The sequence below is a fragment of the Streptomyces sp. NBC_00096 genome, assembly GCF_045041305.1.
Lineage (GTDB): Bacteria > Actinomycetota > Actinomycetes > Streptomycetales > Streptomycetaceae > Streptomyces.
Genome location: NZ_CP108221.1, coordinates 2,470,526 through 2,497,351 on the forward strand (window position 1 = coordinate 2,470,526; position 26,826 = coordinate 2,497,351).

Genomic DNA, 26,826 nt, shown 5'->3' on the forward strand with positions numbered 1-26,826 from the left:
AACTGTCCACGCCCGCCAGGCATCACCTAGGTACACGTAACAGAAACCGGGGGACTGCAATGCACCGTCAGAAAGTAATAATCCGCGCACTGGGCCTGGCCACCGCCGTCGCGCTTGCCGCGACCGCCTGCGGACCGCAGAAGGCGGAGTCCTCGGGCTCCGGTCCCTCCGCTCCCGCATCGCCCACGGCGGTCGCCAGCCCCGATGCCTCGCCGTCCACGGACGGCAAGCCCGGCGACGCCTCGCCGTCCGCCTCCGCGTCGCCGTCCCCGTCCGCTTCCGCCTCGCCCTCGCCGACCGTCAAGCAGGTGATGGCGAACGGTGACGACAGCGACCAGGTGCGCGAGCTCCAGGCCCGCTTGCGCCAGCTCAAGCTGATGTCGGTCGCGCCGACCGGCTTCTACGGTTCGAAGACCACCGCCGCGGTCAAGTCCTTCCAGTCGAAGCAGGGCCTGCCCGGCACCGGCGGCGTGGACGAGGCGACCTGGAAGAAGATCCAGGGCCTCACCAAGAAGCCGACCGCCGACGAGCTGCGCCCGCCGACCGAGAACGAGGCCGACGCGCCCGACCCGCGCTGTATGACGGGCCGGGTCATGTGCATCAGCAAGGAGAGCCGCACCCTCGCCTGGATGATCGACGGCAAGGTCGTCTCCACGCTGGACGTGCGCTTCGGTTCGGAGAACACCCCGACCCGCGAGGGCGAGTTCAAGGTCGAGTGGAAGGCCAAGGACTGGACGTCGACGATCTACCACACGCCGATGCCGTACTCGATGTTCTTCAGCAAGGGCCAGGCCGTGCACTACTCGGCGGACTTCGCCGCCCGCGGTTACGCCGGTGCCTCGCACGGCTGCGTGAACGTCCGGGACAAGGCCAAGCTGTCGGCGCTGTTCGACGCGGTCCGGGTCGGCGACAAGGTCGTCGTCTACTGGTGAGCACCCGGTACCCGTCGGCGCCCGGTACCGGCGGGCGTCCGGGTCTGACGTTGGGGGCGCGGGCGGGATCGGGGGAACGAATCCCGCCCGCGCCGGTTGCGCAGAGCCCAGGGGTACGGGGGGAACCCCGGCTCATGCGCGGCCGATGACCAGTCGGCTCGTTATGTACTGCGCCACCGGTTCGAAAAGTGTTACAGCCGGGTCAGAAGCCGTTTCCGGACACTGTCCGATACTCGATCCTCCCGGCGGACGGGGCTCCCCCGGCGGTGTCGGCGCCGGCCCGCGGAGCCTCGGCATCGGCCCGCGGAGCCTCAGCGCCGGCTGCCGGACCCCTCGACGGCCGACAGCCGCGGCAGGGCGGGGACCAGGGTCGGTGCGGGCATCGAGGAGTCCCGGCCGGGCGAGCCGCCCGGCGCACCGCCGGGCACGACCCCGCCGGTGGTCAGGTCGAGCATCCCCTGGCAGTAGCGCGGGATCCGCAGGAGGCCCTTGGCGAGGCGCACGAGCTTCTCGCGCCGGTCCTCGTCGAGCTTGCCCGCCCGGTAGTCCCGGCACAGCTCCACCGCCCGGCTGCGGCCCTCGCGGTCCTTGTCGCCGGTCCCGTCCGTTCCTCCGTCGGAGCCGTCCGGGCGAAGGCGGCCCTTGCCGCCCTTCTCGTCCCGGTCACCCTTGTCCCCGGTGGCACCGTTGGCGGACGGTCCCGTGGTGACCCCGCCGCCGGACGCGGCGCCGCCGTCACCCGTGGACGGCGTACGTCCCTCCGTGCCCTGGGTGGTACCCGGGGTCGGGCTGCCGCCCGGGCTCCCGCCGCCGTACGGCACGGTGGTGCTCGGCGGCGGAACCGGCGCCAGGCGCACGTCGCCCTCCTCGTACTCCGGTGAGGACCCGGCGCTCACCGACACGGCGGGGGCGTGGGCCGCGGTCTCCCCGGAGTCCCGGTCGAGCAGTCCCGCGCCCGCGGCGGCCGCCAGGCCGCCCACGGCCACGCTGGCCAGCGCCGCCGCGAGGGCGAAGCGGACCGGCCGGCCGCGCCCCGAGGGGGAAGCGGAAGCCGGGCCGGGGCCGGACGCGGAGCCGGAGCCGTAGGGCCCGCGGGAAGCGGTGCCGGCGGTGGTGGACGGCGGGCTGAGCTCGACCACCGTGTCCACGGAGCCGAACAGCTCGGCGCCCGAGGCCTCTTCCCGGAGCACGGAACCCCGGGCCGCACGGAAGGCGGCCACCGCGGCGGCCTCCCCGCGCAGCTCTCCGGGCAGCTCGCCGGCAACCGCCGGCGGCGGCTCGGCCAGTGCGTCGAGGGCGGCGCGCAGCCGCTCGGCCCGGGCTCGGGAGCGGTGTTCGGCGCCAGGTGCGACCGGTTCGCCGCGCAGCAGTCTGTCCGCCGCGGCCTTGTCCAGCCACCTGTCGCGCTCGTCGGCCATCACATGTCCTTCTGCGTCCGCCAACGTGAATGCGTCACACCGGTTTGTTCTACGAGGCCCCCGCCGTGGCCGCGCTGCGCGGGTACGGCGTCGAGATCGCGTCCGCCCCCGGCGCCCGGCGCCCGGCCTCCGCCATTATCGCCGAGCGTGCGGCCCGCTCCGGAGCCGGGACCGGAGCCCGTGCCGCCGATGCCCGAGTCGGGCTCGAAGCCGTCCTCGGCGCCGAGCAGCTCGGCCAGTTTCTTCAGGCCCCGGTGCGCGGCGGTGCGTACCGCGCCGGGGCGCTTGCCCAGGGTCTCGGCCGCGCTCTTGGCGTCCAGGCCGACGACCACCCGCAGGACGACGGCCTCGGCCTGGTCCTGCGGGAGCTGGGCTATGAGTTCCATCGTGCGGCAGGTGGAGAGGGACTCCATGGCCTCGCCGGCGGTGTCGGACTCGGCGGCGTGGCCCGTCAGCTCGGTCTCGTCCCCGCCCACGGCGGGGCGGCGGCCGCGCATGCGGATGTGGTCGAGGGCTCGGTTGCGGGCGATGCGGGCGGCCCAGCCGCGGAAGCGGTCGGCGTCGCCGGTGAAGGAGCCGAGGTCGCGGGCGATCTGCAGCCAGGCTTCGGAGGTGACGTCCTCCGCGTCACCGTCTCCGACGAGCGTGCGGACGTATCCGAGCAGGCGCGGGTGCACGGCGCGGTACACAGAACGGAACGCGATCTCGTCGCCGTCTTGTGCCGCGAGCACCGCGGTGGTCAGCTCCGCGTCGTCCCCCAGCAAAGTCCCCAACCCGTTCACTGTCCCGTATGTGTGGCGCAAATCAGCACGTTACGGCTTTCAAGCACCTTCGTCCACGAGTTGTACAACGAGCAACCATCCCTGCGCGGAGCGAGGTGTGACAGAAAACGCACTCGAGACGCTGACATGGGTGCGGGCTTGTCGCACGAGTCCGTGACGGATGGCGGCCGGGGCCTCTCCTGTGGGGGGTGGCGGCCTCGGCCGCCCTCCCCTTTCCGGGTCATCATGCCCCCGGTCCCGCCCCGGCATCCCCGGCGGCCCCGCACCCGCTCCCGCTCCCACATGGGTCCCGCATGGGCTCCCGTCATCCTTTCGGCTCACTTCCGGGTGAAATCCCGGGATGGGTACGACACACCCGGCCCCACGTCGATAGCGTGGCGGTACACCCGCGCCACGCCACGAGGAGCCCCCCGCTGTCCAGCCACCTTCCGGCACAGGCCCGCGGAGGCTCCGACCCTTCTCACGGCTCAGGGCTCGCGCGGTTCAACGCCCTGTCCCCCGAAGCCGCCCATTCGGCCCTGCTGCACTGCTGCGGGAGTCGGCGCTGGGCCCACCGGGTGGCCGCCCACCGCCCCTACCCAGACTTCGGCGCGCTACGCGCCGCGGCGGACGAAGCCTCGTACGACCTCTCCCAAGCCGACCTCTCCGAGGCTCTGGCCTGCGAGTTCCCGCCGGAACTGGAGCACGGGGCCGCGTACGCCGCGCTGCTCGCGCTCGACGCTGCCCACGCGGAGTACGAGCGGACCTTCGGCCACGCCTTCGTGATCTGCCTCGACGGGCACACCCCGGCGGAGCAGGCGGACCAGCTGCTGGCCGCGATCCGGCGGCGGATGGCCCTGGAGGTGGACGAGGAGCGCGCGATCTCCGCGGATGAACTCCGTCGCGTCGCGCAGGCCAGACTCGCCGACCTGACACACTGGCTGACCTCGGCAGATGGGGTATCTGCTGCCGAATTCGGGCTATTCGCCCCTGTGGGATAGTCCGTCCGTGCCTGTTTGATCACACCGATGGCCCCCGCGCGAGGGAACCGACAAAGCGTCGCTACGATGTCCGGGGCCGGAGGACCGTACCCGGCCGGGCCCGACCGACAAAGAAGCCGGCTGGCCCCCGCCCCGCTTCCGGAGGGTTTTCCGTGCCGGCTGGAACGTTGTACCGCGGCCGGGAAGGAATGTGGTCCTGGGTGGCTCATCGAGTCACCGGCGTCCTCATTTTCTTCTTCCTGTTCGTACACGTCCTCGACACCGCTCTCGTCCGCGTCTCTCCCGAGGCGTACGACGATGTCGTGGCTACCTACAAGACTCCGATCGTCGCGCTGCTGGAGTACGGCCTCGTCGCCGCAATCCTCTTCCACGCGCTCAACGGTCTCCGTGTCATCGCCGTGGACTTCTGGTCCAAGGGCCCCCGCTACCAGAAGCAGATGCTCTGGACCGTCGTGGGCGTCTGGATCGTGCTGATGGCCGGGGCCGTGTACCCCGTCCTGCACCACGCCTACCTCGAACTGTTCGGGAAGTGACACGTATGCCTTCTGACACTTCTCCCGCTCAGGCCATCAGCGGCATCGAGGCCGACTCCCTGTACGACGTCGACAACCCGGCGCCGTACATCGAGGCCCCGCGCAAGCGCACCAGCAAGACCCCGCGCTCGACCCGTGGCAACTTCGAGATGGTCGCGTGGCTGTTCATGCGCCTCTCGGGCATCGTGCTCGTCGTCCTGGTCATCGGCCACCTGCTGATCCAGCTCGTCCTGGACGGCGGTGTGTCCAAGATCGGCTTCGCCTTCGTGGCCGGCCGCTGGGCCTCCCCGTTCTGGCAGGGCTGGGACCTGCTCATGCTGTGGCTCGCGATGCTGCACGGCGCGAACGGTCTGCGTACCGTCATCAACGACTACGCGGAGCGCGCCAACACGCGGCTGTGGCTCAAGGGCCTGCTCTACACCGCCACGGTGTTCACCATTCTTCTGGGCACGCTGGTGATCTTCACCTTCGACCCGAACATCCGCTAGGCAACGGGGCTGAGGCGAAACCAATGAAGATCCACAAGTACGACACCGTCATCGTCGGCGCGGGCGGCGCGGGAATGCGCGCCGCCATCGAGTCGACGAAGCGCAGCCGCACCGCCGTGCTGACCAAGCTCTACCCCACCCGCTCCCACACGGGCGCCGCGCAGGGCGGCATGGCCGCCGCGCTCGCCAACGTGGAGGACGACAACTGGGAGTGGCACACCTTCGACACGGTCAAGGGCGGTGACTACCTGGTCGACCAGGACGCCGCCGAGATCCTGGCGAAGGAGGCCATCGACGCGGTCCTCGACCTCGAGAAGATGGGCCTGCCGTTCAACCGCACCCCGGACGGCACCATCGACCAGCGCCGCTTCGGCGGGCACTCCCGCAACCACGGTGAGGCGCCGGTCCGCCGGTCCTGCTACGCCGCGGACCGCACCGGTCACATGATCCTCCAGACGCTCTACCAGAACTGTGTCAAGGAGGGCGTGGAGTTCTTCAACGAGTTCTACGTCCTGGACCAGCTCCTGGTCGAGGAGGACGGCGTCAAGAAGTCGGCCGGCGTGGTCGCGTACGAGCTCGCCACCGGCGAGATCCACGTGTTCCAGGCGAAGTCCGTCATCTACGCCTCCGGCGGCACCGGCAAGTTCTTCAAGGTGACCTCCAACGCGCACACCCTCACGGGTGACGGCCAGGCGGCCTGCTACCGCCGCGGTCTGCCGCTGGAGGACATGGAGTTCTTCCAGTTCCACCCGACGGGCATCTGGCGCATGGGCATCCTGCTGACGGAGGGCGCCCGCGGTGAGGGCGGCATCCTCCGCAACAAGGACGGCGAGCGCTTCATGGAGAAGTACGCGCCGGTCATGAAGGACCTCGCGTCCCGTGACGTCGTCTCGCGCTCCATCTACACCGAGATCCGTGAGGGCCGCGGCTGCGGTCCGGCCGGTGACCACGTGTACCTGGACCTGACGCACCTGCCGCCGGAGCAGCTCGACGCGAAGCTCCCGGACATCACCGAGTTCGCGCGCACGTACCTGGGCATCGAGCCGTACACGGACCCGATCCCGATCCAGCCCACCGCGCACTACGCCATGGGCGGCATCCCGACGAACGTCGAGGGTGAGGTCCTCTCGGACAACACCACCGTCGTCCCGGGCCTGTACGCGGCCGGCGAGGTCGCGTGCGTGTCGGTGCACGGCGCGAACCGCCTGGGCACCAACTCGCTGCTGGACATCAACGTCTTCGGCAAGCGTTCGGGCATCGCGGCCGCCGCGTACGCCCACGCCAACGACTACGTCGAGCTGCCCGAGAACCCGGCGCAGCAGGTCATCGACCAGGTCGAGCAGCTGCGCGCCTCCACGGGCAACGAGCGGGTCGCGGACCTGCGCCTGGAGCTCCAGGAGACGATGGACGCCTGCGTGATGGTGTTCCGCACCGAGCAGACGATCAAGACCGCGGTCGAGAAGATCGCGGAGCTGCGCGAGCGCTACAAGAACGTGTCCGTCCAGGACAAGGGCAAGCGCTTCAACACGGACCTGCTGGAAGCCATCGAGCTGGGCAACCTGCTCGACCTGGCCGAGGTCATGGCCGTGTCCGCGCTGGCGCGCAAGGAGTCCCGCGGCGGTCACTACCGCGAGGACTACCCGAACCGCGACGACGTCAACTTCATGCGCCACACCATGGCGTACCGCGAGGTGGTCGGCGACGGCGAGAACGCCAGGGACACAGTCCGCCTGGACTACAAGCCCGTCGTCGTCACCCGCTACCAGCCGATGGAGCGTAAGTACTGATGGCCACCCCGACCATGTCCAAGACGGACCAGATGGAGGCGGCGGCCGCCGCCTCGCCGTTCATCACGGTCACGTTCCGGATCCGCCGCTTCAACCCCGAGATCTCGGACGAGTCGCAGTGGCAGGACTTCCAGATCGAGATCGACCCGAAGGAGCGCGTGCTCGACGGTCTCCACAAGATCAAGTGGGACCTCGACGGCACGCTGACCTTCCGTCGCTCGTGCGCGCACGGCATCTGCGGCTCCGACGCGATGCGGATCAACGGCAAGAACAGGCTCGCCTGCAAGACGCTGATCAAGGACATCAACCCGGAGAAGCCGATCACGGTCGAGGCCATCAAGGGCCTGACGGTGATGAAGGACCTCGTCGTCGACATGGAGCCCTTCTTCCAGGCGTACCGGGACGTCATGCCGTTCCTGGTCACCAAGGGCAACGAGCCGACGCGCGAGCGCCTGCAGTCCGCCGAGGACCGCGAGCGCTTCGACGACACCACCAAGTGCATCCTGTGCGCCGCGTGCACGTCCTCGTGCCCGGTGTTCTGGAACGACGGGCAGTACTTCGGCCCGGCGGCGATCGTCAACGCGCACCGCTTCATCTTCGACTCGCGCGACGAGGCCGGCGAGCAGCGGCTGGAGATCCTGAACGACAAGGACGGCGTGTGGCGCTGCCGCACGACCTTCAACTGCACCGACGCGTGCCCCCGTGGCATCGAGGTCACGAAGGCGATCCAGGAAGTGAAGCGGGCGCTGATCACCCGCCGATTCTGATCCCGGCCTAGTCAGTCGTACGAGGGCCCCGCGGCCGGTGTTCACCACCGGCCGCGGGGCCCTCGCCGTGCGGCGCGTCAGCCCCGGCGGATCTGGCTGGTGATCGTGGGGGCCGTGATGGCGGTGTCGTCGGCCAGCAGCACCGCCTTGCTGAGGATGACCGCCATGGTCCGGTCGCCCTCGTCGGGCAGGTATCCCGCGTCCGGGGCGCCCCCGCCCTTCGGCACGATGCACAGGTACTGGTCGTTCGTGGGGTCGTTGCCCACGCTGGCGACCCCGACGAACAGGTCCACGTCGCGCAGCACCTCGCTGAGCACCAGCTGCGGTATCTCCGTGAGCGGCAGCGGGTCGACCGGGTCCCGGCCGTCGCGCAGGTGCAGGGTGTACCGGTGGAACTGGTGCTGGCGCAGGACGTGGCCGGCGAAGCGGTTGGAGTAGGTGGCGGTGGTCCGCTCGGCTTCGGTGAGCGGGTAGACCTCGCGGTGGGCCTGCTTGAACGGCTGGGTGATCGCCAGCGCTTCGAGGCGCTCGCGCACGGCGGCGACCTCGGCGGGGAACTGCCGGTCGAGGCGTTCCGCCTGGGCGGTGAGCATCTTGTCGATGTCCTTGACGGCCGTCTTGAGCTCCCCCAGCTCCTCGAAGGCCTGCCGGGTCGCGGCGTCGAGGTCGACCGCCATGTCAGCCACCCACCAGTGCGACGAGCTTGAGGAAGGTCACCTCGGTGCCGGGCGGGAGGTCGATCTCCTCGTCGAGCTCCGTGATCTGCCGGTCCCCGACCAGCACGAGGAAGCCGTTGCGCCCGAAGGCGGCGGGTGCCGCTTCGGTCTGCGCCCGCGGATCGACCCGGCTCCCCTCCCCGGCCGGTCGCCCAGGCGGCTGCGGGCCGCCCCCGCCTCGGCCACCTCCTGGAATATTCGCCTCCGGATCAACTCGCGCAGTGCGGGCCGCTCCTCGGCGATCTCCATTCCCCAGTCGTCGCTGCGGCCCCCGGCAGTCGTCTCGTCGACGAACATCACGCTGCCCATGTCCGGAGATTAGGACCGGGCACTGACATTCGGTCTACTGGCCCGTGTGCGCCTGTGGAATTATCGGCCGCATGAGCGAGCAGCAGCCGAATCCCTACGCGAACGACCCGAGCCAGGGCGGGGGCCCCGAGGAGAACAAGTGGGGCTCGGCCACCCCGAGTTACGGATACCCGGCGCAGCCGGCCTACGGATACCCGCCCCAGGGCCCGGCCCAGCCCGGCTACGGGTACCCGCAGCCCCCCGCCTACCAGCCGACCATCGCCGGTGCCGGCATTCCCGCACCGGGTCCCGCGCCGATGCCCGCGCAGGCCCCTTCGGGGTACCCGGCCGCCGGACTGTCCCTGGGCGACATCACCATCGCCGGGGACCAGATCATCACCCCGTCGGGCCCGATGCCGCTGCGGGGCGCGGTCTGGAACGCCACCGACTTCTCGCGGACCGAGGAGAAGATCCCGGCGCACGCGATCGTGCTGGCCGTCATCTTCTTCCTGTTCTGCCTGCTCGGACTGTTCTTCCTCCTGATGAAGGAGCGCCGCACGACGGGCTACATCCAGATCACCGTCAACAGCGCCGGCCGCCACCACTCCACGATGATCCCGGCCGTGGACCCGGGCACGTACATGTGGGTCATGAGCCAGGTCAACCAGGCCCGCGCGCTGAGCATGCAGTGATCTGCGGGCCGCCCGGACCGGAATCCGGTGGCGGCCCGGCGGGCCGGTCCCGGAAGATCACCGGATGATCATTTCTCATGATGTGGATGGGCCCGAGGGTGCGCCCGCCGTCGTACTGCTGCATTCCTCCGTGTGCGACCGGCGGATGTGGGAGCCCCAGTGGGGCCCGCTGGCCGGTGCCGGGTTCCGGGTGGTCCGGGCCGACTTCCGGACCTGCGGGGAGTCGCCCGCCGCCGAGGCTCCGTACAGCGACCACGGGGACGTACGGGAACTGCTGGACCACCTCGGGATCCGGCGGGCCGCGTTCGTCGGGGCCTCCTACGGCGGGCGGGTCGCGCTGACGCTCGCCGCACTGCATCCGGAGCTGGTGTCCGCGCTGGCACTCCTCTGCCCCGCCCGGCCCGCGCAGCGGCGCGGGCCGGCGCTGCTCGCCTTCAACGCCGCCGAGGCCGCCCTGCTGGACGCCGGCGACCTGGCGGGCGCGGCCGAGCTCAACTCCCGCCAGTGGCTCGGCCCGGACGCCGGCGAAGCCGCGCACGCCCTCGTACGGGACATGCAGCTCGGGAACCTGCGGGGCGCCCTGGCCGCCGACGGGGAGCACGAGCTCCCCGAGCCCTCCGTGGAGCTGGCCTCCATCACCGCCCCCGTCCTCGCGGTCGGCGGCGCGCACGACATCCCCGAGTTCCGGGACTTCCCCGCCGAGCTCCCCTCCCTCGCCCCCGGCGCCACCCACCTCGAACTCCCCTGGGCAGGCCACCTGCCGTCCCTGGAGCGCCCCGCGGAGATCACCCGGCTGCTGCTGGAGTTCCTCCCGCGGCACTGACCGCCGACGCCCCCTGAAACCCTGCGGATCCCAGACGGATCCCCATGGTTGAACTTGTTCAAAAACAGGTCTACAGTCATGCCTGTCAGCAGTTGAACATGTTCAAGGGGGGCGAGGACAATGGACCTCACCGTGGTCGCGTACGTCATCTACCTGCTCATCAGCATCGGGCTCACCGTCTGGGTGGCCCGCACGCTCAGCCGTAACGGACGGATCTTCATCGCCGACGTGCTCCAGGGGAACGAGAAGCTCGCGGACGCCGTCAATCAGCTCCTCGTCGTCGGGTTCTACCTCGTGAACATCGGCTTCGTGACCCTGTACCTGCGGTCGAGCGAGGAGATCCTGACCGCCCGCAGCCTCTTCGAGGCCCTGTCGGTCAAGCTCGGCGTCGTCCTCCTGGTCCTCGGCGTCATGCACCTCGGCAACGTGTGGGTGCTGAACAAGATGCGCCGCCGCGGCATCATGGAGCGCCAGCAGACCCCGCCGGTCGCCCCCCAGGGCTGGACCGCTCCCGCGGGAGCCTGATCCCCGTGGCGAGCCCGGCGATCCGGCACCTGACGGTGCTGTACGACGCGAACTGCCCGCTCTGCGTCCACATCCGGCACTGGCTGCTCGCACAGCGCTGGCTGGTGCCGCTGCGGCTGCTGCCCGCCGCCTCGCCCGAGGCGCGGCGGCGGTTCCCGCAGCTCGACCACGCGTCGACGCTGCGGGAGATCACCGTCATCGGGGACGGCGGCCAGGTGTGGACCGGGACGGACGCCTTCATCGTCTGCCTGTGGGCCCTGGTCGAGCACCGGCCGAAGGCGAACTGGCTGGCCACACCGGCCGGCCGGCCCTTCGCCAGGGCGGCCATGCACACCGCCTCCATGTGGCGGGAGGCGGTTCGGGACGGCTCCGCGGACGGTGGGGAACCGGCCTGTGACGACCAATGCTCCGTACCCCGATAGGCTCATACACCGTGACTGATCAGAAGGCTCCCAAGAGCGAGCAGACCCGTACGCTCATCCTCGAAACCGCACTGCGCCTCTTCCAGGAGCGCGGCTTCGACAAGACGACGATGCGCGGTATCGCCAAGGAGGCCGGAGTATCGGTCGGCAACGCCTACTACTACTTCGAGTCGAAGGAACACCTGGTCCAGGGGTTCTACGACCGGATCGGCGCCGCCCACCTGGCGGCGGTCCGGCCGATCCTGGACCACGAGAGCGACCTGCAGAAGCGGCTCGCGGGCGTGCTGACCAGCTGGCTGGACATCGCGGAGCCGTACCACGAGTTCGCCTCGCAGTTCTTCAAGAACGCCGCGGACCCGGAGAGCCCGCTCAGCCCCTTCTCCCCGGAGTCGGAGCCGGCCCGCAAGCAGGCGATCGACATGCACCGCGAGGTGCTGGCGGGGGCGAAGACCAAGGTGCCGGACGAGCTGGCCGACGTACTGCCGGAGCTGATGTGGCTCTCGCAGATGGGCCTGGTCCTCTACTGGGTCTTCGACCGCTCCCCGAACAGCGAGAAGACCCGGCGGCTCGCCCAGCGCGGCGCGCAGCTGACCACGCGCGGCATCATCCTGGCCCGGTTCCGGGTGCTGCGGCCGCTGGTGCGCGAGGTGCACGAGCTGTTCACGGACTTCCTGCCGGGCATGGCCCAGACGGCCGTGTCCCGCCCGGGCCGCAAGCGCGCCTCGGACCCGGACACGGGCCCGGACGCGGGCCCCGGCCCCGCCTGAGGCCGGCCGGGCCCGGGCCCCGCGGGGGGGGCCTACAGCCAGTTGAGCTCCCACAGGCGCCACACGCCGGTGCCGTCCGAGAGGTACTGGGCGCCGGTGACGGCCTCGCGGGACATCACGTAGTCCTTCTTCTGCCAGATCGGCAGCATCGGGACGTGCTGCGCGACCAGCTTCTGCAGGTCGCGGAAGTCGTTGGCGGCGGCGCCGCGGTCCGAGAAGGACTGGGTGCGGGTGATGAGCTCGTCGACGCCCTTGTCGGAGAAGGCGTTGTTCATGGACGAGTCGGCGCCGACGAGCGGGGCGAGGAAGTTGTCCGCGTCCGGGAAGTCGGCGATCCAGCCGATGGTGTAGGCGTCGAACTCGCCCGCCGCGTAGGCCTTCTGGAAGTCGGCCCACTTCTCGACCGGCTTGATGGTGATGCGGAAGAGGCCGGTGGACTCCAGCTGCTTCTTGATCTCCTCGGCCTCGGGGAGGCTCGCGCCACGCGTGTTGACCCCGAGGTTGACCGAGATCGGGGCGGTGATGCCGGCGTCCTTGAGCAGCTTCTTCGCGGTGACGCCGTTCGGGGAGGGCCACGTGTCGAAGAACGGGGTGCTGTGGGCGGCGATGCCCGCCGGGACCAGCGAGTAGAGCGGGGTGACGGTGCCCTTGTAGACCTCGCCCGCGATCTTCGCCCGGTCCAGGACGGCGGCCACGGCCTGGCGGACGGCGGGCTGGGCCACCGGGGAGCCGGCGCGGAGGTTGAAGACCATGCTGCGGGTCTCCGTACCGCCCGAGGCCTGGTACCGGGTGTCCTTCAGGCCCGGGTTGAGGGCGGCGAGGACGGCCGGGGGCATGTCGCGGTGGGCGACCTCGATCCCGTGGTCGTTCCAGGCCTGCTCCAGCTGCGCGGAGTCCTTGAAGTACCGGACGGTGACCGCGGACTTGGAGATCTTCCCCTGGCCCTTGTACGAGGCGTTCGGCTTCAGCTCGGCGCTCGCGCCGGCCTTGTAGTCGCCGAGGGTGAAGGGGCCGGAGCCGTCGACCTTCTCGTCCTCGCGCAGGCCCTTGGCCGGGTACTTGTCCTTGTCCACGATCGAGGCGGCGCCCGTCGCGATCTTGAAGGGGAAGGTGGCGTCCCCGGCGGAGAGGTTGAAGGTGACCGTCCGGCCCTCGGCCTTGACCGAGTCCAGGGTGTTGAACAGCGGCGCCGGACCCTGGTCGGAGTTGATCGCCTTGATCCGGTCGAAGGAGAACTTCACGTCCTCCGCGGTGATGGCGCGGCCGGAGGAGAACTTCACGTCCGACCGCAGTTCGCACTGGTAGGTGGTGAGCTTGTCCCCGATGAACGTGCAGGAGGAGGCGGCGTCGGGCACCGGGGTGTCCGAACCGCTCCGGATGGTCAGCAGCGACTGGTAGACGTTGCTGAACAGGGCCCAGGAACCCGCGTCGTACGCCCCGGCCGGGTCGAGGGAGGAGACCACGTCGCTCGTGCCGACGCGGATCGCCTTCCCGCCGCCGGCGTTCTCGGGCAGCAACTGCCAGGTGGCGACTCCGGCCACACCCAGGACCAGCCCGGCCGCGACGACTTTCGAGCGGACAGACCGCAACATCCTTGACTCCACCCCACGTGCCGCACACCGAAGTACACGACCGACTATCCGATTATCGGTCATCCCATCACGGAAATTCGGCCTCGGGAAGGCCGATTTGCGGTGTGTCCCTAAAGGTTCGGGTGGTTCACGCCTGATATGAGGCGAGTTCGACGACTGTGATGTCCGACGGAGCCCCGACCCGGACCGGCGGCCCCCAGGCACCCGCGCCGCGCGACACGTACAGCTGGGTGTCGCCGTAGCGCTCCAGCCCGGCGACGGTGGGGTTGGCGAGCTCTGCCACGTAGTTGCCGGGCCAGAGCTGGCCGCCGTGGGTGTGGCCGGACAGCTGGAGGTCGACTCCGTGGCGGACGGCCTCGTCGATGACCACGGGCTGGTGGGCGAGGAGCACGGCGGTACGGGCGCGGTCGCGGTCCCCGAGGGCCGCCCCGAAGTCCGGGCCGTGGCCCTCGCTCTCGCCCGCGACGTCGTTGACGCCGGCGAGGTCGAAGTACGGGAGCGCGCGGCGGGCGTTCTCCAGCGGGGTGAGGCCGAGCTCGCGGACGTGGTCGACCCACTGCCGGGCGCCGGAGAAGTACTCGTGGTTGCCGGTGACGAAGTACGCGCCGTGCCGCGCGCGCAGGCCGCGCAGCGGCTCGGCGGCGGGGCCGAGGTCGTGGACGCTGCCGTCGACGAGGTCGCCCACGACGGCGATGAGGTCGGGCTGGGTCCGGTTGATGGTGTCGACGATGCGGGTAGTGTGGGCGCGGCCCAGGATCGGGCCGAGGTGGATGTCGCTGACGACGGCGATGCGGAAACCGTGCGCCGCGCGGGGGAGCTTCGCGAGCGGGACCTGGACGCGCTTGACGCGGGGGCCGCGCAGGACGCCGTACGTGCCGTGGGCGACGGTGCCGAGCGCTGCCGCGCCGGCTGTGGCGGCCACGGTCCGCGCGAAGCGGCGGCGGCTGACGCCGCTCGGGGCGGGGGGCCGGGCCCCGGTCCCGGGAACCTGCTCCTGCCCCGCGCTGGCTGCGGGCCCGGCGGTGGCCGCGAGGGTGGCCTGCGGCGCGATTCCCCTCCCCGCCCCTTCCCGCTGCGCGGGACCGTGCGGCTCCGCCGCGCGGCGGGGCTCGGTGCCCGGGGCCGGCACGGGGTGGGGGGCCGGGGTCGCCCGGGGCTTTCCGTTCGGGCGGCGGAGCCAGGCGGCTCGGAGGGGCTCCGCCAGGAGGAGTGCCAGGGAGAGGTAGAGGAGGACGGCCAGCCAGAGGTAGCCCGGCCAGGCGACCGTGCGCTGGAGCCAGAAGGGGGCTCCCGCGCGGCCCGCGACGAGGGCGGCCAGGGACAGCAGCGGCAGGGCGAAGGCCAGGGCCGTGCCCGTGCGGCGGGTCCGGCCGCCCGGGGCGGTGGTGTCGCGGACCAGGCGGACCCAGAGCCAGCGGTGCACCAGCGCCAGGAGGGCCAGTACGAGCAGGGCTCCGGCCGCGAACAGAAGGACCGTCACGCGTCCGGCCCCTGACGTGATTCACGCCGCAGGGCCCGCACCCCGCGCAACCCGATCACTCCGACGGCCGTCCCCAGGAGAAAGGAAGCCACCGCCAAGAGAAGGTGGACCCAGAAGTAAGCGGTCGGGTCCCCGGCGTCGTCGAAGGCCAGACCGCCGCCGTCCTTCCACAGGTTCCGGACGAAAGACACCCAGATGAACCAGCTCCACACGCCGAACGCGAGCAGGAACCAGGAAGCGGCGCGGCTGAGTTTCATGAGCTCAGTATCGGTTTCGTCCCCAGGACGGACGCGCCGGGGTGGGCTGTCCCGGCGGTGGTTGTGGCGGGTTGGCCGGTCAGCGACGGTGAGCACAGCGTCGGGATGTACTTTCACCTGCGTGTCTGCCAAGAAGACCGCGTTGACGGTCCTTTCCGCCGCGCTTCCCGCCCTGCTGGTCCCGGCCCTGCTGGCCTCGCCCGCGTACGCCGCGCCGACGCCGACACCGCCCGCGGACGGCAAGGGGCAGCCGCCCAAGGCGCCCGCGCCGCCCGCCTCGATGTCGACGGTCGGCGGCGCCTCGCTCGGGCAGCCCGGTACGCAGGTCAACCTGCTGCCCGGCGCGCCCGCGCTGCCGGCGAACCTGACGGGCCGTTCGTGGATCGTGGCCGACGCCGAGACCGGCGAGGTCCTCGCGGCGCACAACGCCCACTGGCGGCTCCCCCCGGCCTCGACCATGAAGATGCTCTTCGCCGACACCGTGCTGCCGGGCCTGCCCAAGGAGCAGGTCCACAAGGTCACGGACAAGGAGCTGGACGGGGTCGGTGCCGGCTCCAGCCTGGTGGGCCTCAAGGAGGACGCCGAGTACACGGTCCACGACCTGTGGCTGGGGGTGTTCCTGCGCTCCGGGAACGACGCGGTGCACGTACTTTCGGCCATGAACGGCGGCGTCGAGAAGACCGTCAAGGACATGCAGTCGCACGCCGAGGAGCTCCAGGCCCTGGACACGCACGTGGTGTCCCCGGACGGCTACGACGCTCCGGGCCAGGTCTCCAGCGCCTACGACCTCACCCTCATCGCCCGCTCCGGCCTGCAGAAGCAGGACTTCCGGGAGTACTGCGGCACGGCCAGCGCGAAGTTCCCCGGCAGGCAGGAGGCCGGGAAGCCGCGCGAGACCTTCGAGATCCAGAACACCAACCGGCTGATGACGGGCGCGGGCGGGCTCTCCCCCTACAAGGGCATCGCCGGGGTGAAGAACGGCAACACCACGATGGCCGGCTCCACCTTCACCGGGGCCGCCCAGCGCGGTGACAAGAAGCTGCTGGTCACGGTGATGAACCCGGGGACCGGCGGTGTCAACTCCGTTTACGAGGAGACCGCCGACCTGCTCGACTGGGGTTTCGCGGCGAGCGGCAAGGTCAGGCCGGTGGGCGAGCTGGTGCCCCCGAAGAGCGCGGACACCTCCGCCCACGGCTCCCCCGCCCAGTCCCACGAGAACAACCCGTCGGCGTCCGGTGACGGCTCGGGCGGCGGGATCGGTACCGCCTTCGGCGTCGCGGGCGGGGTACTCGCCGTCGTGGCGGGCGGGGCCTACGCGGTCAACCGGCGCTGGCCCCGGGGCCGCGGCCGCCGGGCCCGCGGCCAGGTGTAGCGGAACCGGACCCGGCCGAACCGGACCCGGCCGAACCGGACCCGGCCGAACCGGACCCGGCCGAACCGGACCCGGCCGAACCGGACCGGGCGGAGCCGGACGCGGACACCGAGGACCCGGCGTCCGGCTCGGCCTCCGAATCGGCGTCGGGACCGGCGTCCGAGTCGGCGGCCGGCCCCGCGTCCGCCCCGGAGCCCTGCTCCGGGTCCTCCACGCCGTCCCCGTCGGAGTCGTCGCGGCTCGCGGTCCACGCCGCGCAGAACAGCAGCAGCTTCGCCGTGAGGTTGATCCAGATCAGCAGCGCGATCGGCACGCCGAAGGCCCCGTACATGCTCTTCGTGGCGACCCCCCGCATGTAGCCGCTGAGCAGCAGCTTCAGCAGCTCGAAACCGGCCGCGCCGATGAGGGCCGCCTGGATCAGACGGCGGCGGGGCGGTTCGACGCCGGGGAGCAGGGTCAGGACGTAGAGCAGGAGCAGGAAGGCGGCCACGACCCCGACGAGGAAGGCGCCGCCCCGCAGCAGGCCGCCGCCCGCGCCCTCGCGCGGCACTCCCAGCCAGTCGCCGGCCTTGCCGACCGCGCTGGAGCCGAAGGTGGAGGCCACGGCCGAGGCCAGTCCGACGCCGCCGAGGCCGATCAGGACGAGCCCGTCCTTGCCCTTGCGGACGAAGGGGTTGCCCTCGTCCTCGTCGTCCTTCTCCCAGACGGCGCGCAGACAGTCCCGCATCGACCCGACCCAGCCGATGCCGGTGAAGAGCAGGACGGCGGCGGCGACCAGCCCGACCGTGCCCGCGTTGGCGACGAGGGAGTTGACGTCGAGCTGGTCGGAGATGCCGGGGACCTGTTCGGCGAGGTTCTTCTGGAGCCGGTCGAGCTGCTCCTGGCTGAGCAGCGCGGCGCCGATCGCGGCGGCCACGGTGATCAGCGGGAAGAGGGCGACGAAGCTGATGAAGGTGATGGCGGCGGCGAGCCTGCTCCAGTGCACGCGGTCGAGCCGCTGGTAGGAACGCCACAGGTGGGTCCGCATCACGGCGGACACGAGGGGTCCGATCAGCGGGAGTTTCGTCAGCCAGTCCATACCGTCACCGTAAATGAGCTGTCGGAAATAGCCGGGATTGCCGGTTTTGGGGACTACGGTCGTCGATTGTGACTTTTCGCCCGACGGCTCGGCCGTTCCATGCCCTGGTCCTGCGAAGGATCGGTTTCCGGTTCCGGTTCCTGCGTCAGGAACGGCGTACGGTCGCCTCGCCCGCGGCAGCCGCCGCACTGCTGTCGGTCGCCGAGCCCAGCTGCGTCGGGACACCGCTCGCGCCACTGCCGAACGGATACTCCCGCAGCTTGCGCCAGACCCCGTCCGAGCCCTGCTCGTAGAGCGCGAAACCGGAGCAGATCCACTGCGCCTCGTACTCCGCGAGGGCGCTGAACGCCAGGTCCATCGCCTCCTCGGAGATCCCGTGGGCGACCGTGACGTGCGGGTGGTACGGGAACGAGAGCTCCCGGCTGAGCGGCCCCTGCGGGTCACGGACCTGGCTCTGGAGCCGGGTGCAGCCGGCGCCGCCCTCGACGACCTGGACGAAGACCACCGGCGAGAGGGGACGGAAGGTGCCCGTGCCGGCCAGCCGCATCCCGAAGGAACGGCCGGCGGCCGCGACCTCGGCCAGGTGGGCGCGGATCTCCGGAAGCCGGTCCGCGGCCACCTCCGTCGGCGGTACGAGGGTGACGTGCGTGGGAATGCCGTGCGCGGCAGCGTCCCCGAAGCCGGCGCGCAGCTCCTGAAGGCTGCTGCCGTACGGCTCCGGGACCGCGATCGAAACGCCGAGCGTTACGGTCCCCACGTATCTCTCCTCCGCCTGTCGTCCTGTGCGTCGTCTGTGCGCGGCGTGTGTGCCGCGCGGGTGCTGCCGCCCCAGTGTGGCGGCAGCACCCCCCAGATCGCCAGGGCCCTCTTCCCCTTCCGTGCCCGTCAGTGTTTCGCGGGGAGGAAACCGAGGCGGTCGTAGGCCTGCGCGAGGGTCTCGGCGGCGACCGCCCTGGCCTTCTCCGCACCCTTGGCCAGCAGGGAATCCAGGGTCTCCGGGTCGTCCAGGTACTCCTGCGTGCGCTGCTTGAAGGGTGTGACCAAATCGACCATCACGCCGGCGAGATCGGTCTTGAGCGCTCCGTAACCCTTGCCCTCGTACGCGGCCTCCAGCGCGGGGATGGACTCGCCCGTGAGAGTGGAGTAGATCGTGAGCAGGTTGCTGACGCCGGGCTTGTTCTCGGAGTCGAAGCGGACCACGGCCTCGGTGTCCGTGACCGCGCTCTTGATCTTCTTCTCGGTGGCCTTGGGCTCGTCGAGGAGGTTGATCAGGCCCTTGGGGGACGAAGCGGACTTCGACATCTTGATCGCCGGGTCCTGGAGGTCGTAGATCTTCGCGACCTCCTTGACGATGTGCGCGGCGGGCAGGGTGAAGGTCTGCCCGAAGCGCTGGTTGAAGCGCTCGGCGAGGTCGCGCGTCAGCTCGATGTGCTGGCGCTGGTCCTCGCCGACGGGGACGGCGTTCGCCTGGTAGAGCAGGATGTCGGCGACCTGGAGGATCGGGTACGTGAACAGGCCGACGGTGGCGTTGTTGGCGCCGCCCTTGGCGGACTTGTCCTTGAACTGGGTCATCCGGCTGGCCTCGCCGAAACCGGTGATGCAGTTCATGACCCAGCCGAGCTGCGCGTGCTCGGGGACGTGGCTCTGGATGAAGAGCGTGCAGCGCTCGGGGTCCAGGCCGGCGGCGAGCAGCTGGGCGGCGGAGAGCCGGGTGTTCGCGCGGAGATCCTTCGGATCCTGCGGCATGGTGATCGCGTGCAGGTCGACGACCATGTAGAAGGCGTCGTGCGTCTCCTGCAGGGCGACGTACTGGCGGATCGCTCCGAGGTAGTTCCCGAGGTGGAACGAACCGGAGGTGGGCTGGATGCCGGAGAGCGCGCGAGGACGATCAGAAGCCATGGCGCCATTCTCTCAGGTGCGATGGCGGGGTCGGGCCCGCCACTGGCCGGAACCGGGTGGGTCGCTCGGCGACCGCCCCGCACTGGTGCGGGTACCGGGCGGTAGCCACCCGTCCGGATCTTGCCTCGGCCGAGCGACCGCTTTCCCGGCACCCGGCACCCGGCGCAGCCGGGCCTCCTGGGACTCCGCCCCAGACCCCGCGCCTCGAACGCCGGCGGGGCTGGATTCATCCAGCCCCGCCGGGCCCGCCCGCCCCCGCGCCGTCAGGACAGCGGGAGCCCCGGGGCCGGGAAGGCGGCCATCAGGTCCGAGACCTCGGCGCGGACGGCGGCCAGGGCCGGCTCGTCGCCCCGGCCGGCGGCGTCGACGGCTCGCGCGATCCAGTCCGCGACCACCGGCATGTGGTCGACGCCCAGACCACGGGAGGTCAGCGACGGCGTGCCGATCCGGATGCCCGACGGGTCGAACGGCTTGCGCGGGTCGAACGGCACCGTGTTGTAGTTCACGACGATCCCCGCCCGGTCCAGCGCCTTCGCCGCGATCTTCCCGGACACGGCCTTGCCCGTGAGGTCGATCAGGATCAGGTGGTTGTCGGTACCGCCGGAGACCAGGTCGAAGCCCCGCTCCAGCAGCGCGGCGGCCAGCGCCTTCGCGTTGGCCACGACCGCGTGCGCGTACGACACGAACGAGGGCTGCGCCGCCTCGTGGAGCGCCACCGCGATGCCGGCCGTCGTCTGGTTGTGCGGACCGCCCTGGAGGCCCGGGAAGACCGCCTTGTCGATGGCCTTCGCGTGCTCCTCCCGGCACATCAGCATCGCGCCGCGCGGGCCGCGCAGGGTCTTGTGGGTGGTCGTCGAGATCACGTCCACGTGGCCCGCCGGGGACGGGTGCGCCCCGCCCGCGATCAGGCCGGCGATGTGGGCGACGTCGGCGACGAGCACCGAGCCGGCCTCCTTCGCGATCGACGCGAAGGCCTCGAAGTCGATCGTGCGCGGGAGCGCGGTGCCGCCGCAGAAGATCAGCTTGGGGCGTTCGGCCAGCGCGAGTTCCCGTACGGCGTCGTAGTCGATGAGACCGGTGGCCGCCTGAACGCCGTACTGGACTCCGCGGAACCAGGAGCCCGTCGCCGAGACCCCCCAGCCGTGCGTCAGGTGCCCGCCCATCGGCAGGGCCATGCCCATCACGGTGTCGCCGGGCTCGGCGAAGGCCAGGTACACGGCCAGGTTCGCCGGGGAGCCTGAGTACGGCTGCACGTTGGCGTGGTCGACGCCGAACAGGCCCTTCGCCCGCTCGACGGCCAGTGCCTCGATGCGGTCGATGTTCTGCTGGCCCTCGTAGTAGCGGCGGCCCGGGTAGCCCTCGCTGTACTTGTTCTGCAGCACCGTGCCGGAGGCTTCCAGTACGGCCGCGGACACGTAGTTCTCGCTGGGGATCAGCCGCAGCGTCTCCGCCTGGAGGGTTTCCTCGGCGGCGACGAAGGACGCCAGCTCGGGGTCGGTGGCGAGAAGGGCGGGGTGGTGGCTCGCGCTCATGGCGGCTCCTCCGGGGTCGATGTCAGGTCTCGTCCCCGCGAGGCCCAGGCGAGCGGCCCTGTATGCGGTCGTGCCCGCACGACTCCCCCGGAGTTCTTTCTCCGTACGCCAGTCGCCGTGCGTACCGCACACCTTAGCGGCCGCGCCACGAGAAAGGTTTCTCCGTCCGGTATACGAGCGAGGATGCAGAGTGACGCCACCCTCGTCACAGGCCCTGACGGACGATCGGAGACCCCGTGTCGACAACTGCTCAAGCCATCAGCTCCGCCGACGCGCACAGCGCGCACAACTACCACCCCCTGCCCGTCGTCATCGCCCACGCGGAGGGCGCGTGGATGACGGACGTGGAGGGACGCCGCTATCTCGACATGCTCGCCGGCTACTCGGCCCTCAACTTCGGCCACGGCAACCGGCGGCTGCTCGACGCCGCCCGCGCCCAGCTGGAGCGGGTCACCCTCACCTCCCGCGCCTTCCACCACGACCGGTTCGCGGACTTCTGTACCGAGCTCTCCGCGCTGTGCGGCAAGGAGATGGTGCTGCCCATGAACACGGGCGCGGAGGCCGTGGAGACGGCGGTGAAGACGGCCCGCAAGTGGGGTTACGAGGTCAAGGGCGTGCCGGACGGCCACGCCAAGATCGTGGTGGCGGCCGACAACTTCCACGGCCGTACGACGACCATCGTGTCGTTCTCCACCGACCACGACGCCCGCGACCACTTCGGCCCGTACACCCCGGGCTTCGAGATCGTCCCCTACGGGGACCTCACGGCGCTCGCCGCGGCCGTCACCTCCAACACCGTCGCCGTCCTCCTGGAGCCGATCCAGGGCGAGGCCGGCGTGCTCGTGCCGCCCGCCGGGTACCTGCGGGGCGTACGGGAACTGACGCGCGAGCGGAACGTGCTGTTCATGGCGGACGAGATCCAGTCGGGGCTGGGCCGGACCGGCAAGACCTTCGCGTGCGAGCACGAGGAGGTCGTCCCCGACGTCTACATCCTCGGCAAGGCGCTCGGCGGCGGTGTCGTGCCCGTCTCCGCGGTGGTCGCCGACCGCGACGTGCTCGGCGTCTTCAGGCCGGGCGAGCACGGCTCCACCTTCGGCGGCAATCCGCTGGCCTGCGCCGTCGCCCTGGAGGTGATCGCGATGCTCCGCTCAGGCGAGTACCAGCAGCGCGCCACCGAGCTCGGCGACCACCTGCACCGGGAGCTGAACCTGCTGGTCGGCGGCGGCGCGGTGACCGCCGTACGGGGTCGCGGGCTGTGGGCGGGCGTCGACATCGACCCGGCCCTCGGCACGGGCCGGGAGATCTCCGAGAAGCTGATGGAGCGCGGGGTGCTGGTCAAGGACACCCACGGCTCGACCATCCGGATCGCGCCGCCACTGGTGATCAGCAAGGAGGACCTGGACTGGGGCCTGGACCAGCTCAGGTCGGTCCTCGGCGGCTGATCGGAGGCGGTCCGCGCGGGGGCCGGCGGATCCAGCGGCTTCAGAGGATCCAACGGATCCAACGGATTCAGCGGACTCAGCGGATGACGTGGGGCAGGAAGCGGGCGTACTCGTCCGTGACCGGCCCCGCCGATTCCCTGATGCCCAGGCCCGCGGCCTCGTCCTCGACGACCCACGCGCCGAGCACCACCCGGTTGCCGTCGAAGTCCGGCAGCGGGGCGAGGCCCTGGAAGACGTAGGTCTCGTCCTGCTCCGCGACGAACGGCTCGCCGCCCACCGGGTGCAGGGTGACGCCCGCGCCCTCGCGCCCCAGCAGCGGCTTCGCCGCGTAGCCGGTGGTGGCGGCGAGCTCGCGCGGACCGTCGAGGTAGGCGGGCAGCAGGTTCGGGTGCTCCGGGAAGAGCTCCCACAGGATCGCCAGCAGCGCCTTGTTGGAGAGCAGCATCTTCCACAGCGGCTCGATCCAGGCGGTCGTGCCGGAGCCGCCGCCGTGGTCGTACGTGCCGAGGACCTGCGGGGCGAACTCGTCGGTGGCCAGCCACTCCCACGGGTAGAGCTTGAAGCAGGCGCGGATGAAGCGCAGCTTCTCGTCGACGAAGCGGCCCGACAGGCTGTCCCAGCCGATCCGTTCGACGGACAGGGCCTGGGTGTCGAGGCCGGCCTGCTCGGCGGTCTCCCGGAGGTAGGCGACCGTCATCAGGTCCTCGCCGAGCTCGTCGGTCTCGGAGTGCGCGAAGTGCAGCGGGCCGGGCGGCAGCAGTTCGGCCTGCCGGCGCCAGGCGTCGACGAGCCGCTCGTGCAGGGAGTTCCACTGGTCGGCGCCGGGGAAGCGCTCCTCCATCCAGAACCACTGCGGGCTGGCCGCCTCCACCAGGGAGGTGGGGGTGTCGGCGTTGTACTCCAGCAGCTTGGCCGGGGTGCCGGTGCCGTCGTAGCGGAGGTCGAAGCGGCCGTAGAGCGAGGGCTGTTCGGCGCGGCGCCGCCAGGACTCGGCGATCAGCGCGGCCAGCTTCGGGTCGGTGATGCCGAGGTCGGCGAAGCGGTCGTGGGCGACGATGTGCTCCGCCGCCGCCAGGCACATGGCGTGCAGCTCCTCGACGACGTTCTCCAGCGCCTCCACCTCGGGCAGCGAGAAGGAGTAGTACGCGCTCTCGTCCCAGTAGGGGCGCAGGGAGTCGTCGGGGTAGCGGGTCAGGGGGTAGATCAGCCCCTGCTCCTCGACGGTCCGCTGCCAGTCGGGGCGGGGCTCGATGGTGTGGCGCTCCACTCGGGATCAGCCGCCCGAGGAACTCTTGTGGCTGCCGCCGATGCCACCGCGGGTGACGGCGGACTTGTCGAAGCTGCCGCCGGTGACCTTGCCGCTGCGGACGGAGCCGCCGTAGTAGTACGTGCCCCGGCTGCTGCTGCCGCTGCTCTTGCAGTACTTGTCGTCGAGCTTGTCCAGCGTGGTCTTGTCCACGCAGCGCCGGTCCGGCTCGCTGCTGTTGCCGCAGGCCACGAGCGTGGCCGCGAGCAACCCCATGCCGCCCAGTACGACGGCGCCCGAGCGCATGCGGCGCCCGCTGCTACTGCTGCTGCTGTCCATGTCTGCTGCTCCCCCTAGTGGCGTGCTGCCGACAGACTAGATCGAGGCCCCCGGCCGATGGAATCCGGCCGTCGCGGGATCCGTGACCTACAGTCGGTTCGTGCTCATTGGGATGATTTGCGCGCTCGGTGCGGCGGTCTGCTTCGGCACGGCGTCGGTCCTGCAGGCGATGGCGGCGCGGGCGGCCGAGCCGGGAACGGGCTCGGGGGTCGACACCGCCCTCCTCCTGCGGGCGCTGCGCCAGTGGCGCTACCTCGCCGGACTCGGCCTCGACGGGGCGGGCTTCGTCCTCCAGATCATCGCCCTGCGCCACCTCCCGATCTACGCGGTGGGCGCGGCGCTCGCGGCCAGCCTCGCGGTCACCGCGGTGGTCGCGGCCCGGCTGCTGCGGGTGCGGCTGAGCGGGACGGAGTGGGGTGCGGTGGCGGTGGTGAGCGCGGGTCTGGTGATGCTCGGGCTCGCCTCCGGCGCGGAGGGCTCGGGGAAGGGCTCGCTCGCGCTGAAGCTCGGGCTGCTGGCGGTGGCGGGGCTGGTGCTGGTGGCCGGGGCGGTGGCGGGCGGGCTCCCGGACCGCAGCCGTGCGCTGACGCTGGGTCTGGCGGCCGGTACGGGGTTCGGGGTGGTGGAGGTGGCGGTGCGGCTCATCGACGACATCTCGCTCTCCGCGCTGTCGAACCCGGCGCTGTACGCGCTGCTGCTGGGCGGCGGCTCCGCCTTCCTGCTGCTCACCTCGGCACTGCAACGGGGCTCCGTGACCACGGCGACGGCCGGAATGGTGCTCGGCGAGACGATCGGCCCGGCGGCGGTGGGCGTGGCCTGGCTGGGCGACCGCACCCGCGAGGGCCTGACCTGGCTGGCGATCACCGGCTTCGCGGTGGCCGTCGCCGGAGCCCTGGCCCTGGCCCGCTTCGGCGAACCCCCGTCCACCCCGGACCCCAACGGCCCGGACCCCAACGGCCCGGACCCCAACGGCCCGGACCCCACCGGCTCAGACCCCACCGGCCCGGACCCCGGCCCGCCCGGCGCCTGAGCCCTCGAACCCCGGCGGGGCTGGACCTTGCAGGCGTCGGCCCGCACGTGACCGCCGGCGGCCGGGAAGATCCAGCCCGTCCGGCGTTTGAGGACCGGGTCCGGGCGGAGCCCGGGGAACGGGGGAAGGGCGGGTAGGGGACAGCCCCCACAGGGCGGCGTCCCCGCAGCCGCCACCGGGGCGGTCGGTCCGGCCCCGTCAGGGGAGCGCTGCGACCAGCGCCGCCAGCGTGGGCGCCCACGCACTCTGGGTCGGGGTCCCGAAGCCCACCACCAGCGCCTCCCGCGGAGCCATCGCCGCCCGCGGATGCCGGAAGGAGGAAAGCGGCCGCAGGCCGAGGTCCTGCCAGGCGGCCGCCCGCAGGGCCGCCCGCTCCCCGCCCGGCGGGAGGTCCAGCACCGCGTGCAGACCCGCGGCGATGCCGGAGACCGCCGACCGCTCGCCGACCGCCGCCACCAGCTCGTCGCGCCGCCGCCGGTAGCGCATCCGCATCTCCCGCACGTGCCGGTCGTACGCCCCCGACCGGATGAACTCCGCGAGCGTCAGCTGGTCCAGCGCACTGGAGCTCCAGTCGGTATGGCCCTTCGCCGCGAGCACCTCCTCCATCAGCGGCCCGGGCACCGCCATCCAGCCCATGCGCAGCCCGGGCGCCAGGGACTTGCTGGCCGTTCCGAGGTAGACCACCCGGTCCGGGTCCAGCCCCTGGAGCGCGCCCACCGGCTGGCGGTCGTACCGGAACTCCCCGTCGTAGTCGTCCTCCAGGATCAGCCCGCCCGTGGACCTGGCCCAGTCCACCGCCGCCGCCCGCCGCCCCGGCGTCAGCGCGGCGCCCGTGGGGAACTGGTGCGCCGGGGTCAGCAGGACCGCCCCCGCCACCGATCCGGCCAGGTCGGGCGTGCGCGCCCCCGCCCCGTCCACCACCAGCGGCCGCGTCCGCAGCCCCGCGTCGGTCAGCAGCGCCCGGTGCTCCTCCAGCCCGTACCCCTCCACCGCCACCTCCCTGACCCGGCGCGCCCGCAGCATCCGCGCCAGCAGCATCAGGGCCTGCGTGAAGCCCGCGCACAGCACGATGCGTTCGGGGTCCGCGTACACCCCGCGGGCCCGCGCGAGGTACCCGGCGAGCGCCTCCCGCAGTTCCACCCGGCCGCGCGGGTCCGCGTACCCGAAGGCCTCGTTCGGGGCCTCCGTCAGCGCCCGCCTGGCCGCCGACAGCCAGGCCGCGCGCGGGAAACCCCCGAGGTCCGGGGAGCCGGGCATCAGGCTGTACGAGGCCTTCGTGCGCACGGGGCGCCGTACGGGCACGGCCGCCGCGGGACGCCGCGCCCGGGCCCGCTCCGCGACCCGGGTCCCCGAGCCCTGCCGGGCCGTCAGCCAGCCTTCGGCGACGAGCTCGGCGTAGGCCTCGGCGACGGTGTTGCGGGCGATCCCCAGGTCCGCGGCGAGTGACCGCGAGGAGGGCAGCCGGGTGCCCGGGGCCAGCCGCCCGCTGCGCGCGGCCTCGCGCAGCGCCTCGGTGAGCCCGGCCCGCACGCCGCGCCCGGGCTTGGTTTCCAGATGGAGGTCGGCGCCGAAAGTGGCCCATGATTCCGTCATGGATATGGACCATATCGGCGGGCCGCCTGTCTCCTACCGTTGAGTC

The 26,826-nt window shown here is 71.6% G+C and carries 27 protein-coding genes, 1 pseudogene and 1 riboswitch; of the genes and pseudogenes, 14 read left to right on the plus strand and 14 right to left on the minus strand.

Going from position 1 to position 26,826, the window contains the following annotated elements; all coding sequences use genetic code 11:
* Positions 1-59 precede the first annotated feature (59 nt).
* The gene (locus tag OG904_RS10525) at positions 60-932 is read left to right on the plus strand and encodes a peptidoglycan-binding protein (RefSeq protein WP_405489654.1); all 873 of its coding nucleotides are present in this window, start codon (positions 60-62) and stop codon (positions 930-932) included.
* A 311-nt stretch (positions 933-1,243) separates the two neighbouring features.
* Here the strand turns inward: OG904_RS10525 and OG904_RS10530 are convergent, their stop codons facing one another.
* Positions 1,244-2,350, minus strand: coding sequence for a hypothetical protein (locus tag OG904_RS10530; RefSeq protein ID WP_405489656.1), 1,107 nt, complete (start codon positions 2,348-2,350; stop codon positions 1,244-1,246).
* Positions 2,350-3,114, minus strand: a complete 765-nt coding sequence (locus tag OG904_RS10535; protein ID WP_405497930.1) for an RNA polymerase sigma factor — start codon at positions 3,112-3,114, stop codon at positions 2,350-2,352. The genes OG904_RS10530 and OG904_RS10535 overlap by 1 nt, the downstream gene beginning before the upstream one ends.
* A 392-nt stretch (positions 3,115-3,506) precedes the next feature.
* On the opposite strand from OG904_RS10535, the gene OG904_RS10540 reads away from it, so the two are divergent.
* From OG904_RS10540 to OG904_RS10560, 5 genes are all read left to right on the plus strand, one after another.
* Entirely contained in the window at positions 3,507-4,112 is a 606-nt protein-coding gene (locus tag OG904_RS10540) for a 2-oxo-4-hydroxy-4-carboxy-5-ureidoimidazoline decarboxylase (protein WP_405489658.1), read from the plus strand.
* 152 nt (positions 4,113-4,264) lie between these two features.
* Positions 4,265-4,645, plus strand: a complete 381-nt coding sequence (sdhC, locus tag OG904_RS10545) for a succinate dehydrogenase, cytochrome b556 subunit (protein WP_215018188.1) — start codon at positions 4,265-4,267, stop codon at positions 4,643-4,645.
* 5 nt (positions 4,646-4,650) lie between these two features.
* Positions 4,651-5,133, plus strand: coding sequence for a succinate dehydrogenase hydrophobic membrane anchor subunit (locus tag OG904_RS10550; protein ID WP_405489661.1), 483 nt, complete (start codon positions 4,651-4,653; stop codon positions 5,131-5,133).
* 23 nt (positions 5,134-5,156) lie between these two features.
* A complete protein-coding gene (sdhA, locus tag OG904_RS10555; RefSeq protein WP_405489663.1) occupies positions 5,157-6,920 on the plus strand; it encodes a succinate dehydrogenase flavoprotein subunit in 1,764 nt (587 codons plus the stop codon).
* The gene (locus tag OG904_RS10560) at positions 6,920-7,687 is read left to right on the plus strand and encodes a succinate dehydrogenase iron-sulfur subunit (RefSeq protein WP_330298190.1); all 768 of its coding nucleotides are present in this window, start codon (positions 6,920-6,922) and stop codon (positions 7,685-7,687) included. Before sdhA ends, OG904_RS10560 begins: the two co-directional genes overlap by 1 nt.
* A 77-nt stretch (positions 7,688-7,764) precedes the next feature.
* Here OG904_RS10560 and OG904_RS10565 read toward each other — a convergent pair whose 3' ends face one another.
* Positions 7,765-8,364, minus strand: coding sequence for a DUF4132 domain-containing protein (locus OG904_RS10565; protein ID WP_405489665.1), 600 nt, complete (start codon positions 8,362-8,364; stop codon positions 7,765-7,767).
* 1 nt (position 8,365) lies between these two features.
* Positions 8,366-8,712 (minus strand): annotated as a pseudogene (locus OG904_RS10570) (hypothetical protein).
* A gap of 71 nt (positions 8,713-8,783) precedes the next feature.
* Between OG904_RS10570 and OG904_RS10575 the strand changes: the two are divergent.
* The 5 genes from OG904_RS10575 (at position 8,784) to OG904_RS10595 (ending at position 11,920) form a co-directional block, all read left to right on the plus strand.
* Positions 8,784-9,383, plus strand: a complete 600-nt coding sequence (locus OG904_RS10575) for a hypothetical protein (RefSeq protein WP_405489667.1) — start codon at positions 8,784-8,786, stop codon at positions 9,381-9,383.
* A 64-nt stretch (positions 9,384-9,447) separates the two neighbouring features.
* A complete protein-coding gene (locus OG904_RS10580; protein WP_405489669.1) occupies positions 9,448-10,206 on the plus strand; it encodes an alpha/beta fold hydrolase in 759 nt (252 codons plus the stop codon).
* 120 nt (positions 10,207-10,326) lie between these two features.
* Positions 10,327-10,731: a hypothetical protein gene (locus OG904_RS10585; protein WP_328300419.1), complete on the plus strand. Its 405-nt coding sequence runs from the start codon at positions 10,327-10,329 to the stop codon at positions 10,729-10,731.
* A gap of 5 nt (positions 10,732-10,736) precedes the next feature.
* Entirely contained in the window at positions 10,737-11,153 is a 417-nt protein-coding gene (locus OG904_RS10590; protein WP_405489671.1) for a thiol-disulfide oxidoreductase DCC family protein, read from the plus strand.
* On the plus strand, positions 11,135-11,920 hold the full coding sequence (locus OG904_RS10595; protein WP_405489673.1) for a TetR family transcriptional regulator: 786 nt from the start codon (positions 11,135-11,137) through the stop codon (positions 11,918-11,920). The genes OG904_RS10590 and OG904_RS10595 overlap by 19 nt, the downstream gene beginning before the upstream one ends.
* Positions 11,921-11,952: 32 nt before the next feature.
* On the opposite strand, the gene OG904_RS10600 is transcribed toward OG904_RS10595, so the two are convergent.
* The 3 genes from OG904_RS10600 to OG904_RS10610 form a co-directional block, all read right to left on the minus strand.
* Positions 11,953-13,512 (minus strand): ABC transporter substrate-binding protein, encoded by a 1,560-nt coding sequence (locus OG904_RS10600; RefSeq protein ID WP_405489675.1) that lies wholly within the window; start codon positions 13,510-13,512, stop codon positions 11,953-11,955.
* 127 nt (positions 13,513-13,639) lie between these two features.
* Entirely contained in the window at positions 13,640-14,992 is a 1,353-nt protein-coding gene (locus OG904_RS10605) for a metallophosphoesterase (RefSeq protein ID WP_405489677.1), read from the minus strand.
* Positions 14,989-15,249 (minus strand): SCO4848 family membrane protein, encoded by a 261-nt coding sequence (locus OG904_RS10610; protein ID WP_405489679.1) that lies wholly within the window; start codon positions 15,247-15,249, stop codon positions 14,989-14,991. Before OG904_RS10610 ends, OG904_RS10605 begins: the two co-directional genes overlap by 4 nt.
* 121 nt (positions 15,250-15,370) lie before the next feature.
* On the opposite strand from OG904_RS10610, the gene OG904_RS10615 reads away from it, so the two are divergent.
* A complete protein-coding gene (locus OG904_RS10615; RefSeq protein ID WP_405489681.1) occupies positions 15,371-16,621 on the plus strand; it encodes a D-alanyl-D-alanine carboxypeptidase family protein in 1,251 nt (416 codons plus the stop codon).
* Here OG904_RS10615 and OG904_RS10620 read toward each other — a convergent pair.
* The 4 genes from OG904_RS10620 to glyA all read right to left on the minus strand — a co-directional run bounded on the left by OG904_RS10620 (position 16,569) and on the right by glyA (position 21,130).
* Positions 16,569-17,699, minus strand: coding sequence for a YhjD/YihY/BrkB family envelope integrity protein (locus OG904_RS10620; protein ID WP_405489683.1), 1,131 nt, complete (start codon positions 17,697-17,699; stop codon positions 16,569-16,571). The genes OG904_RS10615 and OG904_RS10620 overlap by 53 nt on opposite strands.
* 145 nt (positions 17,700-17,844) lie before the next feature.
* The gene (locus OG904_RS10625) at positions 17,845-18,456 is read right to left on the minus strand and encodes a 2'-5' RNA ligase family protein (protein ID WP_405489685.1); all 612 of its coding nucleotides are present in this window, start codon (positions 18,454-18,456) and stop codon (positions 17,845-17,847) included.
* Between the two features lie 128 nt (positions 18,457-18,584).
* Complete coding sequence (gene trpS / locus OG904_RS10630; RefSeq protein ID WP_405489687.1) at positions 18,585-19,598, minus strand: tryptophan--tRNA ligase; 1,014 nt, start codon at positions 19,596-19,598, stop codon at positions 18,585-18,587.
* A gap of 263 nt (positions 19,599-19,861) precedes the next feature.
* The gene (gene glyA / locus OG904_RS10635; protein ID WP_405489689.1) at positions 19,862-21,130 is read right to left on the minus strand and encodes a serine hydroxymethyltransferase; all 1,269 of its coding nucleotides are present in this window, start codon (positions 21,128-21,130) and stop codon (positions 19,862-19,864) included.
* A 35-nt stretch (positions 21,131-21,165) separates the two neighbouring features.
* A riboswitch (ZMP/ZTP riboswitch) is annotated at positions 21,166-21,256 on the minus strand.
* Between the two features lie 110 nt (positions 21,257-21,366).
* Here glyA and rocD point away from each other — a divergent pair.
* Positions 21,367-22,572 carry an ornithine--oxo-acid transaminase gene (gene rocD / locus OG904_RS10640; protein WP_405489691.1) on the plus strand — a complete coding sequence of 402 codons (1,206 nt, stop codon included), beginning with the start codon at positions 21,367-21,369 and terminating at the stop codon, positions 22,570-22,572.
* Positions 22,573-22,648: 76 nt separating this feature from the next.
* Here the strand turns inward: rocD and OG904_RS10645 are convergent, their stop codons facing one another.
* Together OG904_RS10645 and OG904_RS10650 are read right to left on the minus strand one after the other, a co-directional pair.
* Positions 22,649-23,839 carry a glutathionylspermidine synthase family protein gene (locus tag OG904_RS10645; protein WP_405489693.1) on the minus strand — a complete coding sequence of 397 codons (1,191 nt, stop codon included), beginning with the start codon at positions 23,837-23,839 and terminating at the stop codon, positions 22,649-22,651.
* Positions 23,840-23,845: 6 nt separating this feature from the next.
* Positions 23,846-24,157: a hypothetical protein gene (locus OG904_RS10650; RefSeq protein ID WP_405489695.1), complete on the minus strand. Its 312-nt coding sequence runs from the start codon at positions 24,155-24,157 to the stop codon at positions 23,846-23,848.
* Between the two features lie 112 nt (positions 24,158-24,269).
* Here OG904_RS10650 and OG904_RS10655 point away from each other — a divergent pair, with 112 nt between their 5' ends.
* Positions 24,270-25,187 (plus strand): hypothetical protein, encoded by a 918-nt coding sequence (locus tag OG904_RS10655; RefSeq protein ID WP_405497932.1) that lies wholly within the window; start codon positions 24,270-24,272, stop codon positions 25,185-25,187.
* A gap of 198 nt (positions 25,188-25,385) precedes the next feature.
* Here OG904_RS10655 and OG904_RS10660 read toward each other — a convergent pair whose 3' ends face one another.
* Positions 25,386-26,780, minus strand: coding sequence for a PLP-dependent aminotransferase family protein (locus OG904_RS10660; RefSeq protein WP_405489697.1), 1,395 nt, complete (start codon positions 26,778-26,780; stop codon positions 25,386-25,388).
* Positions 26,781-26,826: the final 46 nt, after the last annotated feature.

Coding starts and splice junctions, on each gene's coding strand:
- OG904_RS10610 (WP_405489679.1), bottom strand. CDS start 15,249: ATGAAACTCAGCCGCGCCGCTTCCTGGTTCCTGCTCGCGTTCGGCGTG.
- OG904_RS10585 (WP_328300419.1), top strand. CDS start 10,327: ATGGACCTCACCGTGGTCGCGTACGTCATCTACCTGCTCATCAGCATC.
- OG904_RS10600 (WP_405489675.1), bottom strand. CDS start 13,512: ATGTTGCGGTCTGTCCGCTCGAAAGTCGTCGCGGCCGGGCTGGTCCTG.
- OG904_RS10620 (WP_405489683.1), bottom strand. CDS start 17,699: ATGGACTGGCTGACGAAACTCCCGCTGATCGGACCCCTCGTGTCCGCC.
- OG904_RS10565 (WP_405489665.1), bottom strand. CDS start 8,364: ATGGCGGTCGACCTCGACGCCGCGACCCGGCAGGCCTTCGAGGAGCTG.
- OG904_RS10660 (WP_405489697.1), bottom strand. CDS start 26,780: ATGACGGAATCATGGGCCACTTTCGGCGCCGACCTCCATCTGGAAACC.
- trpS (WP_405489687.1), bottom strand. CDS start 19,598: ATGGCTTCTGATCGTCCTCGCGCGCTCTCCGGCATCCAGCCCACCTCC.
- OG904_RS10595 (WP_405489673.1), top strand. CDS start 11,135: ATGCTCCGTACCCCGATAGGCTCATACACCGTGACTGATCAGAAGGCT.
- OG904_RS10650 (WP_405489695.1), bottom strand. CDS start 24,157: ATGGACAGCAGCAGCAGTAGCAGCGGGCGCCGCATGCGCTCGGGCGCC.
- OG904_RS10580 (WP_405489669.1), top strand. CDS start 9,448: ATGATCATTTCTCATGATGTGGATGGGCCCGAGGGTGCGCCCGCCGTC.
- OG904_RS10525 (WP_405489654.1), top strand. CDS start 60: ATGCACCGTCAGAAAGTAATAATCCGCGCACTGGGCCTGGCCACCGCC.
- sdhA (WP_405489663.1), top strand. CDS start 5,157: ATGAAGATCCACAAGTACGACACCGTCATCGTCGGCGCGGGCGGCGCG.
- OG904_RS10530 (WP_405489656.1), bottom strand. CDS start 2,350: ATGGCCGACGAGCGCGACAGGTGGCTGGACAAGGCCGCGGCGGACAGA.
- OG904_RS10655 (WP_405497932.1), top strand. CDS start 24,270: ATGATTTGCGCGCTCGGTGCGGCGGTCTGCTTCGGCACGGCGTCGGTC.
- OG904_RS10575 (WP_405489667.1), top strand. CDS start 8,784: ATGAGCGAGCAGCAGCCGAATCCCTACGCGAACGACCCGAGCCAGGGC.
- OG904_RS10550 (WP_405489661.1), top strand. CDS start 4,651: ATGCCTTCTGACACTTCTCCCGCTCAGGCCATCAGCGGCATCGAGGCC.
- OG904_RS10560 (WP_330298190.1), top strand. CDS start 6,920: ATGGCCACCCCGACCATGTCCAAGACGGACCAGATGGAGGCGGCGGCC.
- glyA (WP_405489689.1), bottom strand. CDS start 21,130: ATGAGCGCGAGCCACCACCCCGCCCTTCTCGCCACCGACCCCGAGCTG.